This is a genomic window from Helicobacter pylori, from assembly GCA_008032935.1.
GTDB lineage: Bacteria > Campylobacterota > Campylobacteria > Campylobacterales > Helicobacteraceae > Helicobacter > Helicobacter pylori_CX.
In genome coordinates this window covers 948,760-966,720 of record CP032039.1, presented here as the reverse complement: position 1 = coordinate 966,720, position 17,961 = coordinate 948,760, and the positions used below count along the sequence as shown (strand labels likewise).

The 17,961-nt window shown below is 40.4% G+C and carries 12 protein-coding genes and 3 pseudogenes; 6 read left to right on the top strand and 9 right to left on the bottom strand.

Annotation, left to right across the window (positions count from 1 at the left end; genetic code table 11):
• The first annotated feature begins 13 nt into the window (after window positions 1-13).
• Complete coding sequence (locus tag D2C78_04855; GenBank protein QEF35271.1) at window positions 14-2,389, top strand: TonB-dependent receptor; 2,376 nt, start codon at window positions 14-16, stop codon at window positions 2,387-2,389.
• Here D2C78_04855 and ruvC read toward each other — a convergent pair whose 3' ends face one another.
• A complete protein-coding gene (gene ruvC, locus D2C78_04850) occupies window positions 2,390-2,863 on the bottom strand; it encodes a crossover junction endodeoxyribonuclease RuvC (GenBank protein ID QEF35270.1) in 474 nt (157 codons plus the stop codon).
• A gap of 131 nt (window positions 2,864-2,994) precedes the next feature.
• Between ruvC and D2C78_04845 the strand changes: the two genes are divergently transcribed.
• Window positions 2,995-3,726, top strand: a complete 732-nt coding sequence (locus D2C78_04845; protein QEF35269.1) for an NYN domain-containing protein — start codon at window positions 2,995-2,997, stop codon at window positions 3,724-3,726.
• Window positions 3,727-3,882: 156 nt separating this feature from the next.
• Here D2C78_04845 and D2C78_04840 read toward each other — a convergent pair.
• A pseudogene (locus tag D2C78_04840) lies at window positions 3,883-4,100 on the bottom strand (hypothetical protein).
• A 350-nt stretch (window positions 4,101-4,450) separates the two neighbouring features.
• On the bottom strand, window positions 4,451-4,765 hold the full coding sequence (locus D2C78_04835) for a DUF3519 domain-containing protein (GenBank protein ID QEF35268.1): 315 nt from the start codon (window positions 4,763-4,765) through the stop codon (window positions 4,451-4,453).
• 88 nt (window positions 4,766-4,853) lie between these two features.
• On the opposite strand from D2C78_04835, the gene D2C78_04830 reads away from it, so the two are divergent.
• The gene (locus D2C78_04830) at window positions 4,854-5,045 is read left to right on the top strand and encodes a hypothetical protein (protein QEF35267.1); all 192 of its coding nucleotides are present in this window, start codon (window positions 4,854-4,856) and stop codon (window positions 5,043-5,045) included.
• A gap of 107 nt (window positions 5,046-5,152) precedes the next feature.
• On the opposite strand, the pseudogene D2C78_04825 reads toward D2C78_04830, so the two are convergent.
• The 3 genes and pseudogenes from D2C78_04825 to D2C78_04815 all read right to left on the bottom strand — a co-directional run bounded on the left by D2C78_04825 (window position 5,153) and on the right by D2C78_04815 (window position 8,166).
• Window positions 5,153-5,707 (bottom strand): annotated as a pseudogene (locus tag D2C78_04825) (hypothetical protein).
• Between the two features lie 43 nt (window positions 5,708-5,750).
• Window positions 5,751-6,302, bottom strand: a complete 552-nt coding sequence (gene ruvA, locus D2C78_04820) for a Holliday junction branch migration protein RuvA (GenBank protein QEF35266.1) — start codon at window positions 6,300-6,302, stop codon at window positions 5,751-5,753.
• Between the two features lie 34 nt (window positions 6,303-6,336).
• Window positions 6,337-8,166: a DUF342 domain-containing protein gene (locus D2C78_04815; protein QEF35265.1), complete on the bottom strand. Its 1,830-nt coding sequence runs from the start codon at window positions 8,164-8,166 to the stop codon at window positions 6,337-6,339.
• A gap of 168 nt (window positions 8,167-8,334) precedes the next feature.
• Between D2C78_04815 and murJ the strand changes: the two are divergent.
• The 3 genes and pseudogenes from murJ to D2C78_04800 all read left to right on the top strand — a co-directional run bounded on the left by murJ (window position 8,335) and on the right by D2C78_04800 (window position 15,284).
• A pseudogene (gene murJ, locus D2C78_04810) lies at window positions 8,335-9,718 on the top strand (murein biosynthesis integral membrane protein MurJ).
• On the top strand, window positions 9,719-11,116 hold the full coding sequence (gene cysS, locus D2C78_04805) for a cysteine--tRNA ligase (GenBank protein QEF35264.1): 1,398 nt from the start codon (window positions 9,719-9,721) through the stop codon (window positions 11,114-11,116).
• Window positions 11,117-11,348: 232 nt separating this feature from the next.
• Window positions 11,349-15,284, top strand: coding sequence for an autotransporter domain-containing protein (locus D2C78_04800; protein QEF35263.1), 3,936 nt, complete (start codon window positions 11,349-11,351; stop codon window positions 15,282-15,284).
• A 65-nt stretch (window positions 15,285-15,349) separates the two neighbouring features.
• Here the strand turns inward: D2C78_04800 and D2C78_04795 are convergent, their stop codons facing one another.
• Genes D2C78_04795 through D2C78_04785 form a run of 3 tightly spaced genes read right to left on the bottom strand, consistent with a single transcriptional unit; the run spans window position 15,350 to window position 17,944 of the window.
• Window positions 15,350-16,117: an iron chelating transport ATP-binding protein gene (locus D2C78_04795; GenBank protein ID QEF35262.1), complete on the bottom strand. Its 768-nt coding sequence runs from the start codon at window positions 16,115-16,117 to the stop codon at window positions 15,350-15,352.
• Window positions 16,117-17,097, bottom strand: coding sequence for an iron chelating ABC transporter permease (locus D2C78_04790; GenBank protein QEF35261.1), 981 nt, complete (start codon window positions 17,095-17,097; stop codon window positions 16,117-16,119). Before D2C78_04790 ends, D2C78_04795 begins: the two co-directional genes overlap by 1 nt.
• Entirely contained in the window at window positions 17,090-17,944 is an 855-nt protein-coding gene (locus D2C78_04785) for an SDR family oxidoreductase (GenBank protein ID QEF35260.1), read from the bottom strand. Before D2C78_04785 ends, D2C78_04790 begins: the two co-directional genes overlap by 8 nt.
• Window positions 17,945-17,961 lie beyond the last annotated feature (17 nt).

The window sequence follows — 17,961 nt, the reverse complement described above, 5'->3', positions numbered from 1 at the left end:
GGAGAATTGTTGGATGTTTTTAAGATCATACCCAAAGCTTAGATACGCTTTATGTTTACCCCTACTCACTGAGACTTGCTATAGTGAGGAACGCACTTTAAATAAGGTTACCACCCAAGCCAAAAGGATTTTCACTTACAATAATGAGTTTAAGGTTACTTCTAAAGAATTGGATCAACGCCAAAGCAATGAAGTCAAAGACTTGTTTAGGACTAACCCTGATGTGAATGTGGGTGGAGGGAGCGTGATGGGGCAGAAAATCTATGTGAGAGGCATTGAAGACAGGCTTTTAAGGGTTACGGTGGATGGGGCTGCGCAAAATGGCAATATCTACCACCACCAAGGCAACACCGTGATTGACCCTGGCATGCTCAAAAGCGTGGAAGTTACCAAAGGTGCGGCGAATGCGAGCGCAGGGCCAGGAGCGATCGCAGGAGTGATTAAAATGGAGACTAAAGGAGCGGCTGATTTTATCCCTAGGGGGAAAAATTATGCAGCCAGTGGGGCGGTGAGTTTTTATACCAATTTTGGCGATCGAGAAACTTTCAGATCGGCCTATCAAAGCGCGCATTTTGATATTATCGCTTACTACACGCACCAAAACATCTTCTATTATAGAAGCGGCGCTACAGCGACAAAAAACCTTTTCAAACCCACACAAGCTGATAAAGAGCCAGGAACTCCTAGCGAGCAAAACAACGCTTTAGTTAAAATGAATGGTTATTTGAGCGACAGAGACACGCTCACTTTCAGCTGGAACATGACACGAGATAACGCTACACGCCCTTTAAGGAGTAACGCTATAGGGTTAGCCTATCCTTGTGAAGCCCCTTTTAGCCCTGATAGCGATCAAGGGTGTCCTAATGTGTTGGATAGTTTCACAAGATACATGTATCACTCCGTCAATACCGCCAACAATCTTTCCTTACAATACAAAAGGGAAGCGGGAAATTCTTTTGGCGACCCACGATTAGATTTTACCCTTTATACAAGCATTAGAAACGCTCAATTTGATCCCCTATTTGATCCTAATGGCGTTTATGCTAAATTCCCCACTTCTCAAGCGAGTGCATGGGAAAAAGAAAATTACCCATGCGTGGAAGGCGCTTATTGCACCCCAAGCTTTTCAGATGTGGATAAGCCAAGCTCACAGCCTAGGAATTTGTTTTTAAACAACACCGGGTTAAACCTTAAAGTCGCGCATGTGATTGATGAAGCCACAGACAGCCTTTTTGAATACGGATTCAACTACCAAAATTTAAGCGTTTTTGACGCTCGCATCCCTAAATCAGAATTATACAGGCCTAATCAAGTCTATACTGATGATAAAGGGCAAAAACAAATCGCTTGCAGCCTTGTGGATAATAACCCCAATGACCCTACTTTGTGCCAAAGAGGGAAAGCGAACGGGAATATTTATGGAGGCTATGTGCAAGCGAATTACTCGCCTCATAAAATCATCACTTTTGGAGCCGGGGTAAGGTGGGATGCATACACGCTTTATGATAAGGATTGGAACCACCGCTACACTCAAGGCTTTAGCCCTAGCGCGGCTCTTGTGCTAAGCCCCATTGAGCCTTTATCTTTAAAAATCACTTATTCTCAAGTTACAAGGGGGGTTATGCCAGGAGATGGCGTGTATATGCGCCAAAACGATTTACGATACGCTAAAAATATCAAACCTGAAGTGGGCTCTAACGCTGAATTTAATATTGATTATTCAGGCCAGTATTTTAGCGGGAGGGCTGCGGCGTTTTATCAGGCTTTGGATAATTTCATCTCACAATACGCGCAAAGTTTGATTGTAACCAATTTGAGTCAAGCGATTAGGATTTATGGCTATGAAGTGGGCGGGACATTCAAATACAAGGGCGTGAGTTTGAATGTGGGGATCTCGCGCACTTGGCCCACCACTAGGGGGTATTTAATGGCGGACAGCTATGAGCTTGCCGCAAGCACCGGTAATGTTTTTATCATCAAATTGGATTACACCATCCCCAAAACAGGGATCAATCTTGCATGGCTTAGCCGCTTTGTTACCGGTTTGGATTATTGCGGGTTTGATATTTACTTGCCTGATTACGGGACGGCTGAGAAACCCAAAACCCCTACCGATTTAGCCAAATGCGGATCCCAATTAGGGTTAGTGCATATGCATAAACCGGGCTATGGCGTGAGTAATTTTTATATCAATTGGAGCCCTAAAACCAAAAGCCACTGGAAGGGTTTGTTGCTTTCAGCCGTGTTCAATAATGTTTTCAACAAATTCTATGTGGATCAAACAAGCCCCTATGTCATGAGCCCGGACATGCCAGGCACTGACGCTGTTAAAAGAGCGATCGCCGAGCCCGGGTTTAATGCGCGTTTTGAAGTGGCTTACAAATGGTAGTTAGCGGGGCTTTAAGCGTTGCGCATGCGTGATAGCAACAGCTATCGCATCGCTAATATCCAAAGGCTTGATTTCGCTTGTGATGTTAAGCAAGCGTTTGACCATAAAGGCCACTTGCTCTTTAGCGGCTTTCCCGTTACCGGTTAGGGCTTTTTTGACTTGTAAGGGCGTGTATTCGCTGAAATTACCAATCCTTTCTAAAATCTTTAAGGACAACGCCCCCCTGAATTGCGCGAGCTTGATCACGCTTTTAGGGTTATACGCAAAGAAAATATCTTCAATCGCCACTTCATTAACTTCGTAACGATCCAATAAGCAATCTAAGGCTTCTATCAAGTCTAAAATCTGTTCTTGCAAGCGTGTCGTGGTGATATTAATGAACCCGGCCGTGATTAAAGAAAGCTTGTTAGAAGCGTGAGAAATGATAGCATACCCGCATTTCCTACTGCCTGGGTCTATTCCTAAAATACGCATCAACCATTCCTATTATTTAATTGCAAGGTTTAAAAAACGCTATTATTATATCCATGTTTCTTGTTGGCGCAAAATACAAGATTGCATTAAGAACTTTTAAAAAATTTAGCGTATAAATAAGGGAGCAATAAATGAAAGCAAACACAATCATACTAGTGGATTGGGAGAATTTCAGACGCGATATTAAACAAACAAAATGCGTTAATTACAATATCGCTTTAGATGTGATCGTTACTATCAGAGCTTTTTTACTAGATGATGAATGGATCAGTCGTATTTACTTTTATACCACCCCACCCTTTGATTTTGAACATGCGTTATGGGATAAGAGGAACGACACTCTCCAAAATGAAAAAAATCCGGGAACAGAAATGAAAATCTTCACCAGCAGCGACATTGAAGAGATCTTACAAAGCAGTGAAGCGACTAAATGGGAGAAGATTTATAGCGATGTGGAAAATTTCCAACACGATCTGGCTTCATTGGATCAAGTGGAATTGAGGTTAGGGAGGACTAAGTTAAACGCAATAAGAGTGGAGTTTGATGGGAGTTATAGGGCGTTATTAGAACAAAAACAGGTGGATATGCTCATGGGTCTTGACATTCAAAGAATAGCCTTTAAAAAAATAGCCGATAGGATTTTGATATTTTCAAAAGATACGGATCTAATCCCCGCGCTCAAATTAGCCAGAGATGAGGGGTTAAGGGTGGATATTGCCGATTTGTCTAACAGATTGTCTCTTCTTAGCCAGGATTTGAAATACAATTCGGATAAAGTGAGGAAATTGAGCAGTAACGAAGTCAAAGACAAGCTTTTTTCCATCAGAGAAAATCTCACTAAAACCAACTGGGCTTTAAACTAAACCATAAAAAGGGTTATTTCATTTTTATAGAGTTTAAAAAATCGTTTTTTAAAAACTCAATTATTGGCATTTGATCAGAACAAAGCCAGAATTTTTAAAGGGGTTTTTAGGCTTATTTTTCTCATACTGACTGGGTTGGGTAGTTTATTGCCTTGCTTATTCTTTTGTGGTAGGATTAGGGTTATCAAGGTTTAGGGGATTAGTATCTTTCCCCTTGTAATTTGGCACTAAAGGCGACTGAGTTAGCCCATTCCTTGATTTATCTGCTTCATAGCCTATAATAACCCACTCACTCTTTAATGATTCGCCTTATCCATTATCCTTCTCGCTTCTTCTATGATTTGATTGTAGCTATTGAGTTCGCTTTCTTTCATTTCTTGACTTTTTCAAGTTTTTGTTTTATAGTTTCAATGGTAGCCCACTCATTGCTTTTTAGCATTTTCAGCTATCCTGCGGAATGAAAGAGTGGATAATGTCCGCCTTGTCAATCTCTGCTTTAACATCATTTTTGTTTTTCATTCATTCTCCTTGCGTTCTCCTTGAAAAGATTTAGGTCGTTATTTGACTTTGTTGGGGTTTTTATGGTAGCATCCTTACAGACATCGCTATAGGAACTCGACCTATGGTTGCCCATTAGAGGGTTTGGTGTCTTGCATTAAAGCTTTGATTGGTATATCGTTTTTAAGGTTAATTCATTTTTCACTCCTTGACTTATTAAAGTTTTTTAAGTATTGTTCTTTTTAGCACCACCATGGGAACTCGACCTATGGGACACCTTCGCATTAGCGTTGAGTGAGGTGCTTGAAAATTCTTTATAAGCCTTGTTATTCTTATAATCTCCGTTACTCTTGAACATTGTTTTTAAAACTAATTCACTCTTTCTATTATTTAATATTTTTGTGCTAATATTGTCAAGGCATGGGTTGGAGAATAATTTTCTAACCCACACTAAAAACACTTTAAGTGTGCCAAGAGACCCTGACACATAAGACGCAAGGGCTTGTGTATGGTCAAGGTGAGGCTTTTTAATGCTTTTCATTCCTTACTCCTTGTGTTTAATTTTTTATTGTTAAAGTTTCAAAACGCATTAGCTTTTTCAAGTATGTCTAGCACTCAACTCATAACTGATGTTTAATCGCCATTCTGAGATTTTGCTAATGTTTTTCTATGGGCTACACTATCCTTATAATTTCATTTTATGCTTCGTTTTTAGTATTAATTCATACTTTTTTGCGTTGGCTTGCTCTAAGGGGCTTAAATGGGTAGGTTTTGGTGTGGTTTGGTTTAAATTTTCTGTATTTTTTAATAAATCCTCTTGATCTGTTAGCGGTTTCTGGGTAGGATTAGGTTCTACGGAGTTTAAAGAATGAATGTCCTTTTCTTTAGTGATTGCTTGCGAGGTCGGAAAATGCGTGGGCTTCTCTGTTGTATCTCGTAATTCATAACTGCTTATCACCCAATGATTTTCTAAATCTTTGTTATTCCATGTGTTATTTAAGCCTACTCTCTTGTTTCCATAATCTACAAACACACGCCCTAAATGATCCGTTCCTTTAGTGCCTTTCTCTAACACTTCAGGGATAGATTTAACGATATTTAAAGCGTATTCTTTAGCTTCTGCTTCACTTAAGCCATCAGCAAGCGCTTGCTGTTCTCTTCGTTCTATTATGTGTGCTAACCCATAACCTACGCTCTCTTTAGTCTTTGGCGTTCCCCAAACAAAATCAATCCCTCCTAAATCCTCCCTAAACGCTACACCTGCGACTTGTCCGTTTTTCTCTTGTAAGAGTTTCTCTAACGCTTCCTTAGGCTTTAGGGAAAACTCGGGGTAATTCTTCCCAAACTCTTTGAGTGGGGTTATAGCGTGTTCTAAATCGCTCGCTTTAGATCTTATGTCTTCACTCGCTTGTTTGACGCCGTTATTAAGCTCTTCAATGATTTTAAGCGTGTTGTTTGAGAATTTAGCGTTTTTAGCACTCAAGTCTCTTACTAGGGTTTTAGCGAGCGGATACTAAAAACCTTTTTTAAGAGCGCAGTTGTTGTAAGGCTTCTTTAATCGCTGCTTCTATGCTGAGATTGGGTTTTAGGGTTTTTAAGACTTGGTTGATTTCGGTGCTTTTAAAGCCCAAACTCTCTAAAGCTAAAAAGACTTCGTTGTGCGCGGGTCTGTTTTCATCTTGAATAAAAAAGCCAATCAAATCCACCATGATCTTATCAGCGAGCTTTTTCCCTATACCTGGGACTTGCTGGAGTCTTTTGACTTCTTTAGTAGCGATAATGCTTTCAAATTCATTCGGCGAAAAGCTTGAAAGAATGGCTAAAGCGATACGCCCCCCTACCCCATTGATTTTTAAAAGCCTTTCAAAAAGGATTTTTTCGCCCTCTTCTAAAAACCCGTATAAAAGATGTGCATCTTCTTTAATCACTTGCAAGATTTTCAAACGCGCTTTTTGGCCCGCTTGAAGCAAAGCGGCCGTTCGCATAGAAACTTGCACCCCATAAACAACCCCTTGCACTTCTATATGCGCTTCTAAAGCGGAGATTTTTTCCACAACCCCTATCAAACCCACTATCATTTTTATCCCTTTTTTATCTCGTTGTTTTAGCCTTTTATAGCGCTTTTAGGGATTTTTTGATTTTATGATCTTCATAGATCACATCCACGCTTTCATTGTGGCTTAACATGGCGGTTGAATTGCTCACTTTAGGGTAATTGCGATGGTAAATCACGATATTTTCTTGCTTGAAAGGGTTTTTAGTCGTAATGCTTGCATGCTGGAAGCTGTTTTCTATACTGATGAGTTTAGCGTAACATTCGTTATTGATTTTTTGCAATTCTAGCATTTGAGCTTTTAAGATTTTCAAACGCTTTAAAGCAAACATAAACTCGCTATAAGCGTCTTTCACGCTTTCTTGTTGCATTAAAGAGTGTTTGATTTCTTCAGTGGCGTTTTTAAGCTTTTCCATGATGGCTTGATGGTTTTTGACTAAATGGTTTAAGGACTGGTGCTGAGCGATGATTTTTTTAGATTTTAACCCTAACGCATTGAGTTTTTGTTTAGCGATCTTCAATTCTTCTTGGTTTTCTCGCCCCCCAAAAGCGTAAAAAATAAAGCGGTTGCCATTGCCATCCACCTCATCAATCCAACATTGCTTGGAAAAATACAGCTTGTTATCGCTTTTAAGCTTTTCTAAAGCGATTTCTTTCGCATAGACCACGCTCCCCGCGCTCGCTTCCACTTTAACGCTATTGGCATACACCTTAGCACGCTCTAAATACTTGCACTCAAACTCTTTAGCGTAGCACACGCCCTTATGGTTAGTGATACGCGCTTTATTGGCATAGACATAGCTTTCAGGGTGGATTTGCCCCTCTATAGTAATTTCTTTAGCCACTAAGATCACATTCTTGCCCACATTGCCCTTAATGTTAATCGCACTCGCTTCTAAAATGAGATTAGAATCAATCGCATCGCTCAATTCGTCTTTAGCTTGAATCTCTAAAACCAACCCGCTCTCCACTCCCCCCAAAAGATTGGGCGTTTCAATGGATTTGATCCCGTTTTTAAAAATAAAATTTTGCTTAGAAACCAAACGCCCTTTTTCCATTTTAACCCCTTGTAAGGCTTTGGAGTAATACACTAAAGCGTTATTTTCTTCTCTTTCTTCAAAAGCGTTTTTGTCATGCCCTATAGGGGTGGGCGAATTGGCAACTTTAGGCAATTCAATATAAAGGCCTTTAAGGTTACGGCCATCTCTCCCTTGTTTGGGGTAATTCACGCAAGCGACTTTTTGATTTTCTTTAGCGATATAATCATTTTCTTTAACAAAAAATTCTTCTTGATCGCGAATAATGTGCGTTGGAAGGTATTCTTCTTCTAATAAAAAGTGGGATTGTTCTTCTGTATTAGGGATAAAGGTTGAAGAAGCGTATAAAATAAAACGCTTATTTTGGGCTTCTTTTTGATATTTTCTTAACTCTGTTTTTAAATTTTCATACATTTGTGAAAGGTGGCGAAACACCACGCCTTCAAAGGCTAAACGCTCTTTGATATACGCAAACATTTCTTGATAATGCTCTTCAGTGTCTAGGACAATAAAACACTCGTCTAAAACGATTTCTATTTTACTCAAATGTTCATCCACTTCCACTTCAAAAAAGCGTTTATAAGCGTTTGATTTGATTTTAATGTCGTGGGTTTGATAAAGGGTTAGCTCTTTTTTTTCATAGTATTCATCTTCTTCTAGTTGTTGCAATTCCCCACCAAAAGCCTCGCTAAAATCGTCTTTAGCGCTGTTTTTGATAAAAATAGAAGTTTTTAAAATCTCAAACCACAGATCTTCTGTTTGTAATTTATTTTCAGCGGCTGCTTTTTTTAATTCTTTTTGAATGTCTTTGCACCGCTCAACTTTTATAGGGGCAAAATGCTCCAAGCTCATTTTTTAATCCTTAAATGGTATAATATAAGAATTTGAAAAAAGAAAATATGCTAACAAAAAAACGCTGAAAATTAGGTAATAAATACGACTAATATGCTAAAAAAAATATTTTTAACCAACAGCTTAGGGATTTTATGCTCTAGGATTTTTGGCTTTTTACGGGATTTGATGATGGCCAATATTCTAGGGGCCGGGGTGTATAGCGATATTTTCTTTGTGGCTTTCAAATTGCCTAATTTGTTCAGGCGTATTTTTGCGGAAGGATCTTTTTCGCAAAGCTTTTTACCAAGCTTCATACGAAGTTCCATTAAAGGGAGCTTTGCGAGTTTGGTGGGGCTTATTTTTTGTAGCGTTTTATTGATATGGTGCTTATTGGTGGCATTAAATCCCTTGTGGCTAGCTAAACTCCTCGCTTATGGCTTTGATGAAGAAAAACTCAAACTATGCACCCCTATTGTAGCGATCAATTTTTGGTATCTTTTATTGGTGTTTATCACCACTTTTTTAGGCGCGCTCTTGCAATACAAACACAGCTTTTTTGCCAGCGCTTATAGTGCAAGCTTACTCAATTTATGCATGATTTTAGCCCTTTTTGTTTCTAAAGAAAAAACGCATTTAGAAGCGTTGTATTATTTGAGTTATGGCGTGCTTTTAGGGGGCGTGGCTCAAATTTTATTGCACTTTTATCCTTTAGTCAAATTGGGCTTATGGGCTTTATTGTTTAAAGGGTTGTTGGGTTTTAAGACTAAAAACGCCGCCAAAAAAAAATACCGCTCTCAAAGGGTTAAAAGGGATTTGAAAGGGTTTTTCAAGCAATTCCTCCCCAGCGTCTTAGGCAATTCTAGCGCTCAGATCGCTTCTTTTTTAGACACCACGATAGCCTCTTTTTTAGCGAGCGGGAGCGTGTCTTATTTGTATTACGCTAATAGAGTCTTCCAGCTCCCTTTAGCTTTATTTGCCATAGCCATATCCACAGCCCTTTTCCCTAGCATTGCGATCGCCATTAAAAACAATCAGCAGGATTTAATCTTACAGCGCTTGCAAAAGGCGTGGTTTTTTTTGGTGGGGGTTTTGCTTCTTTGCAGCATTGGGGGATAATGTTAAATAAAGAAATCACAGAGCTTTTATTTGAAAGGGGGCAATTTAGCCCTAAAGACACCCTAATCACTTCGCAAGTCTTTTCGCTCTATCTTTTAGGCTTGCTCCCTTTTGGGCTAACCAAACTCTTTTCTTTGTGGCTTTATGCGAAATTAGAGCAAAAAAAAGCAGCTAAAATCTCTTTGATTTCGCTTTTTTAGGTTTAGCGGCTTCTTTGAGTTTGATGCCTTTGTTAGGGGTTTTAGGTTTGGCTTTAGCGAATAGTTTGAGCGGGTTATTTTTATTCGTTTTAACGATAAAAGCGTTTGGCTTTCAACCATTCTTGGGTATAATTAAAAATTTGAAATTATGGCTTGTAATTCTTTTCCTCGCTTGCGTGGAAATCTTATTACTCTTAGCGTTCAAATCGTGGGTTACACATTTATATTTATTTTATTATTTTCAAGGTTTTTAAATGTTTATTTATGATACCAAATTAAAACAAAAAGTCCCTTTTGAGCCTTTAGTTGAAAAAAAGGCGAATATTTATGTGTGCGGGCCTACGGTGTATGATGACGCTCATTTAGGGCATGCTAGGAGCGCGATTGCTTTTGATTTGTTAAGGCGCACGCTTGAATTAAGCGGCTATGAAGTGGTGTTAGTAAGGAATTTCACGGATATTGACGATAAAATCATCAACAAAGCCCTAAAAGAAAGCAAAAGCATTCAAGAATTAAGCAGTATTTACATTGAATCTTACACGAGGGATTTGAACGCTTTGAACGTGAAACAACCCAGCCTAGAGCCTAAAGCGAGCGAGTATTTAGACGCTATGGTGCGCATGATTGAAACGCTTTTAGAAAAAAATTTCGCTTATAGAGTCTCTAATGGGGATATTTATTTAGACACGAGCAAGGATAAAGATTACGGCTCTTTGAGCGTGCATAATAGCAGTATGGAATTTAGCCGTATCGGTTTGGTGCAAGAAAAACGGCTTGAGCAGGATTTTGTGTTATGGAAAAGCTATAAGGGGGATAATGATGTGGGCTTTGATAGCCCTTTAGGCAAAGGGCGCCCTGGCTGGCATATAGAATGCTCTAGCATGGTTTTTGAAACTTTAGCGCTCGCTAACACCCCTTATCAAATTGACATCCATGCAGGCGGAGCGGATTTGTTATTCCCCCACCATGAAAATGAAGCGTGCCAAACCCGTTGCGCCTTTGGCGTGGAGCTTGCCAAATACTGGATGCATAACGGCTTTGTGAATATCAACAATGAAAAAATGTCTAAAAGTTTAGGGAATAGCTTTTTTGTTAAAGACGCCCTGAAAAACTATGATGGCGAAATTTTGCGCAATTACTTACTAGGGGTGCATTATCGCTCTGTTTTGAATTTCAATGAAGAAGACTTGTTAATGAGTAAAAAACGCTTGGATAAAATCTATCGCTTGAAACAGCGCGTTTTAGGGACTTTGGGAGGGATAAATCCAAACTTTAAAAAAGAAATTTTAGAATGCATGCAAGATGATTTAAACATTTCCAAAGCGTTGAGCGTTTTAGAAAGCATGCTTTCTTCTACGAATGAAAAACTGGATCAAAACCCTAAAAACAAGGCTTTGAAGGGCGAAATTTTAGCGAATTTGAAATTCATAGAAGAACTGCTTGGCATCGGGTTTAAAGACCCTAGCGCGTATTTCCAGTTAGGCGTGAGTGGAAGCGAAAAACAGGAAATTGAAAGCAAAATAGAAGAAAGAAAACGCGCCAAAGAGCAAAAAGATTTTTTAAAAGCCGATAACATCAGAGAAGAGCTTTTGAAACAAAAAATCGCTTTGATGGACACCCCACAAGGCACGATTTGGGAGAAGTTTTTTTAAACGCCTCCAATTTTACCTTTTTACACATTCTAGCCCAAAATTTCAGCCATTTTACTTTTTAATCCTATGGGTTTTATATTCATTTATCTTAACTTAATAAAAATTGAACATTGGTTGTAGATACTATATATTTATAGCCTTAATAGTAAATACAACAGAAATTTTCTAGTCTAAAGTCGCACCCTTTGTGCAAAAATCGTTTTACAAAAAGAAAGGAAAGAAAGGAAAAGAAATGGAAATACAACAAACACACCGCAAAATCAACCGCCCTATTATCTCTCTCGCTTTAGTGGGGGCATTAATGGGCACCGAACTAGGGGCTAATACGCCAAATGATCCCATACACAGCGAGAGTCGCGCCTTTTTCACAACCGTGATCATTCCAGCCATTGTTGGGGGTATCGCTACAGGAACCGCTGTAGGAACGGTCTCAGGGCTTCTTAGCTGGGGGCTCAAACAAGCCGAACAAGCCAATAAAACCCCGGATAAACCCGATAAAGTTTGGCGCATTCAAGCAGGAAGAGGCTTTAATAATTTCCCTAACAAGCAATACGACTTATACAAATCCCTTTTATCCAGTAAGATTGATGGAGGTTGGGATTGGGGGAATGCCGCTAGGCATTATTGGGTTAAAGATGGGCAATGGAACAAGCTTGAAGTGGATATGCAAAACGCTGTAGGGACTTATAACCTTTCAGGCCTTATCAACTTTACTGGTGGGGATTTAGACGTGAACATGCAAAAAGCCACTTTGCGTTTGGGCCAATTCAATGGCAATTCTTTCACAAGCTTTAAAGATGGTGCTGATCGCACCACGAGAGTGAATTTTGACGCTAAAAATATCTTAATTGATAATTTTGTAGAAATCAATAATCGTGTGGGTTCTGGAGCCGGGAGGAAAGCCAGCTCTACGGTTTTGACTTTGAAAAGTTCAGATAAAATTACAAGCCGTGAAAATGCGGAAATTTCTCTTTATGATGGTGCCACGCTTAATTTGGTTTCAAGCTCAAATCATAGCGTTGATCTATATGGTAAGGTGTGGATGGGCCGTTTGCAATATGTGGGAGCGTATTTGGCCCCTTCATACAGCACGATAAACACTTCAAAAGTGCAAGGGGAAATGAATTTTCGCCATCTCGCTGTGGGCGATCAAAACGCCGCTCAAGCGGGCATTATCGCTGGTAAAAAGACTAATATTGGCGTGCTGGATTTGTGGCAAAGCGCGGGGTTAAGCATTATCACCCCTCCAGAAGGCGGCTATGAGAGTAAAACCAAAGATAACCCTAAAGATAACCCTAAAAATGACACGCAAAAAACAGAAATCCAACCCACGCAAGTCGTTGATGGGCCTTTTGCTGGCGGTAAAGACACGGTTGTGAATATTTTCCACTTAAACACTAAAGCCGATGGCACGCTTAGAGCGGGAGGGTTTAAAGCTTCTCTTAGCACGAATGCGGCTCATTTGAATATCGGCGAAGGCGGTGTCAATCTGTCCAATCAAGCGAGCGGGCGTTCTTTATTAGTGGAAAATCTAACCGGGAATATCACCGTTGAGGGGACTTTAAGAGTGAATAATCAAGTGGGCGGTGCTGCTGTGGCAGGATCAAGCGCGAATTTTGAGTTTAAGGCTGGTGAAGACACCAACAACGCCACAGCCACTTTCAATAACGATATCCATCTAGGAAAAGCGGTGAACTTAAGAGTGGATGCCCATACAGCTTATTTTAATGGCAATATTTATCTGGGAAAATCCACGAATTTAAGAGTGAATGGCCATAGCGCTCATTTTAAAAATATTGATGCCAGCAAGAGCGATAACGGGCTAAACACTAGCGCTTTGGATTTTAGCGGCGTTACAGACAAAGTCAATATCAACAAGCTCACTACATCTGCCACTAATGTGAACGTTAAAAACTTTGATATTAAGGAATTGGTGGTTACAACCCGTGTTCAGAGTTTTGGGCAATACACTATTTTTGGCGAAAATATAGGCGATAAGTCTCGCATTGGTGTCGTGAGTTTGCAAACGGGCTATAGCCCGGCCTATTCTGGGGGCGTTACTTTTAAAAGCGGTAAAAAACTGGTTATAGATGAAATTTACCATGCCCCTTGGAATTATTTTGACGCTAGGAATGTTACCGATGTTGAAGTCAATAAGAGGATTCTTTTTGGAGCCCCAGGAAACATTGCCGGCAAAACAGGGCTTATGTTTAATAACCTAACCCTAAACAGCAACGCGAGCATGGATTATGGTAAAGATTTGGATTTAACCATTCAAGGGCATTTCACTAACAATCAAGGCACGATGAATCTTTTTGTCCAAGATGGGCGTGTAGCGACCTTAAATGCAGGCCATCAAGCAAGCATGATATTTAATAATTTAGTGGATAGCGCGACCGGGTTTTACAAACCACTCATTAAGATCAATAACGCTCAAAACCTCACTAAAAATAAAGAACATGTTTTAGTGAAAGCGCGAAACATTGATTATAATTTAGTGGGAGTGCAAGGCACTAGTTATGACAATATTTCTGCAAGCAATACCAATCTGCAAGAGCAATTCAAAGAGCGCCTAGCCCTTTATAACAACAACAACCGCATGGATATTTGCGTGGTGCGAAAAGATAATCTCAATGACATTAAAGCATGCGGTATGGCTATTGGCAATCAAAGCATGGTGAATAACCCTGAAAATTACAAATATCTTGAAGGTAAGGCATGGAAAAATACAGGGATTAATAAAACGGCTAACAACACCACAATCGCTGTTAATTTAGGCAACAATTCTACGCCTACTAACAGCAGCACCGATACCACAAATTTACCCACAAACACCACTAATAACGCGCGTTTCGCTAGCTACGCTCTCATAAAGAACGCTCCTTTCGCTCACAGCGCCACTCCTAATTTAGTCGCTATCAATCAGCATGATTTTGGCACTATTGAAAGCGTGTTTGAATTGGCTGATCGCTCTAAAGATATTGACACGCTTTATACTCATTCAGGTGTGCAAGGTAGGGATCTCTTACAGACCTTATTGATTGATAGCCATGATGCGGGTTATGCCAGAACCATGATTGATGCTACAAGCGCTAATGAAATCACCAAGCAATTGAATGCGGCCACTACCACTTTAAACAACATAGCCAGTTTAGAGCATAAAACCAGTGGCTTGCAAACTTTGAGCTTGAGTAACGCGATGATTTTAAATTCTCGTTTAGTCAATCTCTCTAGAAGGCACACCAACCATATTGACTCGTTCGCTCAACGCTTACAAGCTTTAAAAGATCAAAGATTCGCTTCTTTAGAAAGTGCGGCGGAAGTGTTGTATCAATTTGCCCCTAAATATGAAAAACCCACCAATGTTTGGGCTAACGCTATTGGGGGAACGAGCTTGAATAGTGGCGGCAACGCTTCATTGTATGGCACAAGCACCGGCGTAGACGCTTACCTTAATGGGGAAGTGGAAGCCATTGTGGGCGGTTTTGGAAGCTATGGTTATAGCTCTTTTAGCAATCAAGCGAACTCCCTTAACTCTGGGGCCAATAACACTAATTTTGGCGTGTATAGCCGTATTTTTGCCAACCAGCATGAATTTGACTTTGAAGCTCAAGGGGCGCTAGGGAGTGATCAATCAAGCTTGAATTTCAAAAGCGCTCTATTGCAAGATTTGAATCAAAGCTATCATTACTTAGCCTATAGTGCTGCAACAAGAGCGAGCTATGGTTATGACTTTGCGTTTTTTAGGAATGCTTTAGTGTTAAAACCAAGCGTGGGCGTGAGCTATAACCATTTAGGTTCAACCAACTTTAAAAGCAACAGCAATCAAAAAGTGGCTTTGAAAAATGGCTCTAGCAGTCAGCATCTATTCAACGCTAACGCTAATGTGGAAGCGCGCTATTATTATGGGGACACTTCATATTTCTATATGAACGCTGGAGTTTTACAAGAGTTCGCTCATGTTGGCTCTAATAACGCCGCGTCTTTAAACACTTTTAAAGTCAATGCCGCTCGTAACCCTTTAAATACCCATGCCAGAGTGATGATGGGTGGGGAATTGCAATTAGCTAAAGAAGTGTTTTTGAATTTGGGCGTTGTTTATTTGCACAATTTGATTTCCAACGCAAGCCATTTCGCTTCCAATTTAGGAATGAGGTATAGTTTCTAAATACCGCTCTAAATACCACTCTTAAACCCATGCTCAAAGCATGGGTTTGAAATCTTACAAAACCCCTACAACGCATACACGACAAGCTTATTGTCATGCCAGATCGCTTCTAGGGGCGTGTCATAGAGCGCGCTTAAATTGTGTGAAGTCATAGCGATTGGTGTGGAAGCTTGCAAAAAAAGTTTTTTATCTTTGAGCATGACCACATGCGTGGAGTGCCTGGCAACCAAATTGGGATCATGGATATTGACTAAAACGCTCAATTCTCGTTTTTTCATCTCATCTTTAATCGCATCAAAAAAAAGGGCTTGGTTTTTTAAATCTAACGCGCTCGTAGGCTCATCTAATAACAATAAGGGCGTTCTTTGCAACAAACTTCTGGCTAAAAGCACCATTTGCCTCTGACCCCCGGACAAATCGTTAATGCCTTGATCTTTTAAAGACTCTAAATCCAAGCGCTCTAAAACGCTAGTGGCTTCTTTAATGTGCTTAGCTTTAGGCATAGCGAATAGATTCAAATGCGTCGCTTTCCCCATTAAGACAAAATCTAGCACGCTGAAATTAAACGCATAATATTCCACTTGGGGGATATAAGCAATCAATTTGGCTTTTTCATAAGGCTTTAAGGGTAAAATATCCTTGTTACACGCTTTAATTTCGGTTTCTTCTAAAGGCTTCAAAAGCCCTAAAAGGCATTTTAAAAGCGTGGTTTTACCGGATCCATTAGGCGCTAAAATGCTGGTGATGCTGTTTTTTGGCACGCTAAAACTCAACTTGTCTAAAATGAGTTTTTGAGAATATTTAAAGGACAGGTTTTTAACTTCTAAGACCATCACACCCCCCTAGTCCTGAACAAAAGCCACAAGAAAAAAGGCGCTCCTAAAACGCTTGTCGCAATGCCTACCGGTAAATCATAGGGGGTAATGGTTTTAGCCACCACATCCGCTAAAAGCAAGAAAAACGCCCCCATTAACAAAGAGCTTAAAAGCAATTTTTGCAAATTCGCCCCAAAAAACAACCTAGCCACATGCGGAATGACCAACCCAATCCAGCCAATCGTGCCGGACACGCTCACCGCTAAAGCGCTCGCCACGCTCACACACACCAGACAAAGCGATCGCAATAACACTGGGTTAATCCCCAAGCTCAAACTTTGCGCATCGCTCAAGCTCAATAAATTAATACGCCACCTTAACAAAAAGAGCGGGATAAAGCCTAAAGATAGCCCTATGAAAGCGATCAAACAATCCTTGTAACTGCTCAAAGACAAGCTCCCTAAAAGCCACACGACAATCGCTTGCGCTTTTTGGGGGATCACAAAGAATTTGATCGCTCCGGCAAGTGCGCTTAAAAACGCGCTCAACACCACCCCTGAAAGCACCAATGAAAGGACGGAATTGCCTAAAACCCTATTCATTGCTAAGACAGCAAGGCTGGCTAAAATCGCCCCAAAAAACGCTAAAATCGCAATATTAGACTCCACTACCGCTATCGCCATCGCCACGCCTAGCATCGCCCCGCTAGAAATCCCTAATAAAAAGGGATCAACTAAGGGGTTTCTAAAAATCGTTTGCATCACCACCCCACTCCCGGACAAACTCGCCCCCACCAGGAGCGCTAAGATCACTCGTGGTAATCGTATTTCTAAAATAATAACACTTAAAGAGCTCAGTTCTTCATTGTGCAAAAAGTGGTTTTTCACGTTAAGGCACACTTCTTGCCATTCTTCCAAACTCAAAGACTCCCCTCCAAACAACAGCACCACCACCGCTAAAATCACGCAAGCTAAGGCGATATGATAGGTTTTAAGCATCACGCTTCCTTTTAAGAACGATTAATCTGAACAAAGAATCATACCAGCTACTCGGGAGGATTTGATACAACGCTAGCAATAATTGGGTTTTTAAGCCGATCAAATAACGGGCCTTGATTTTTTGACTCATACTAAGAAAAACGATTTTTTGCGCCACGGCTTTAGCGCTTAGGGCTTTTTCATACACGCTCGCATAAAAAGTTTTAGCCGCATTCACTTCTAACGCATAAAGGCTATCTTCGCTCTCAAAATTCTCAACTGAAAAAGCGGTTTTTTTCCAGTTGCTTTTCACTGGGCCTGGCTCAATCAAACACACTTGAACGTTAAAGGGTTTAAGCTCTAAACGCAAGGCATCGCTATAAGCCTCTAAGGCATGCTTACTCGCGCTGTAATGGCCTAAAAAGAGCATGCTCATACGCCCCGCTATGGAAGAAAGGTTAAAAATCTTAGAATAGGGCTTGTTTTTTAATAAGGGCAAACAAAGCTGCACCACTTCACAAAGGGCGAAAAAATTCACGTTAAATTGCTTTTTAACCTCTTCAATGGGCGTGTCTTCCACGCTCCCAAACACCCCATAACCGGCGGAATTGATCAAAACATCGCAATGATCTTCTTTAGCGTTGATGTTTGAAAACACTTCCTTTAAAGCGTTAGAATCGCTCACATCAACATCAACGCTCTCGCATAACGCATGGTTTAACGCCACGCACAAAGTCGCATGCCTAGAGAGCGCATAGACTTTATACCCTTGATTTAACAGCATTAACGCGCACTCCAACCCAATCCCAGAACTCGCCCCAGTGATAATTGCCACCTTTTGGCTTTCTTTTTTCTCTCCAACGCCCATTATTTAACGCTAACCCT

Excerpts from the sequence above, each read along its gene's own strand:
- D2C78_04815 (QEF35265.1), bottom strand. The coding sequence starts at position 8,166 with ATGAGCTTGGAGCATTTTGCCCCTATAAAAGTTGAGCGGTGCAAAGAC.
- D2C78_04795 (QEF35262.1), bottom strand. The coding sequence starts at position 16,117 with ATGGTCTTAGAAGTTAAAAACCTGTCCTTTAAATATTCTCAAAAACTC.
- D2C78_04830 (QEF35267.1), top strand. The coding sequence starts at position 4,854 with ATGTTTAATCGCCATTCTGAGATTTTGCTAATGTTTTTCTATGGGCTA.
- cysS (QEF35264.1), top strand. The coding sequence starts at position 9,719 with ATGTTTATTTATGATACCAAATTAAAACAAAAAGTCCCTTTTGAGCCT.
- D2C78_04790 (QEF35261.1), bottom strand. The coding sequence starts at position 17,097 with ATGCTTAAAACCTATCATATCGCCTTAGCTTGCGTGATTTTAGCGGTG.
- D2C78_04855 (QEF35271.1), top strand. The coding sequence starts at position 14 with ATGTTTTTAAGATCATACCCAAAGCTTAGATACGCTTTATGTTTACCC.
- D2C78_04785 (QEF35260.1), bottom strand. The coding sequence starts at position 17,944 with ATGGGCGTTGGAGAGAAAAAAGAAAGCCAAAAGGTGGCAATTATCACT.
- D2C78_04800 (QEF35263.1), top strand. The coding sequence starts at position 11,349 with ATGGAAATACAACAAACACACCGCAAAATCAACCGCCCTATTATCTCT.
- ruvA (QEF35266.1), bottom strand. The coding sequence starts at position 6,302 with ATGATAGTGGGTTTGATAGGGGTTGTGGAAAAAATCTCCGCTTTAGAA.
- ruvC (QEF35270.1), bottom strand. The coding sequence starts at position 2,863 with ATGCGTATTTTAGGAATAGACCCAGGCAGTAGGAAATGCGGGTATGCT.
- D2C78_04845 (QEF35269.1), top strand. The coding sequence starts at position 2,995 with ATGAAAGCAAACACAATCATACTAGTGGATTGGGAGAATTTCAGACGC.
- D2C78_04835 (QEF35268.1), bottom strand. The coding sequence starts at position 4,765 with ATGAAAAGCATTAAAAAGCCTCACCTTGACCATACACAAGCCCTTGCG.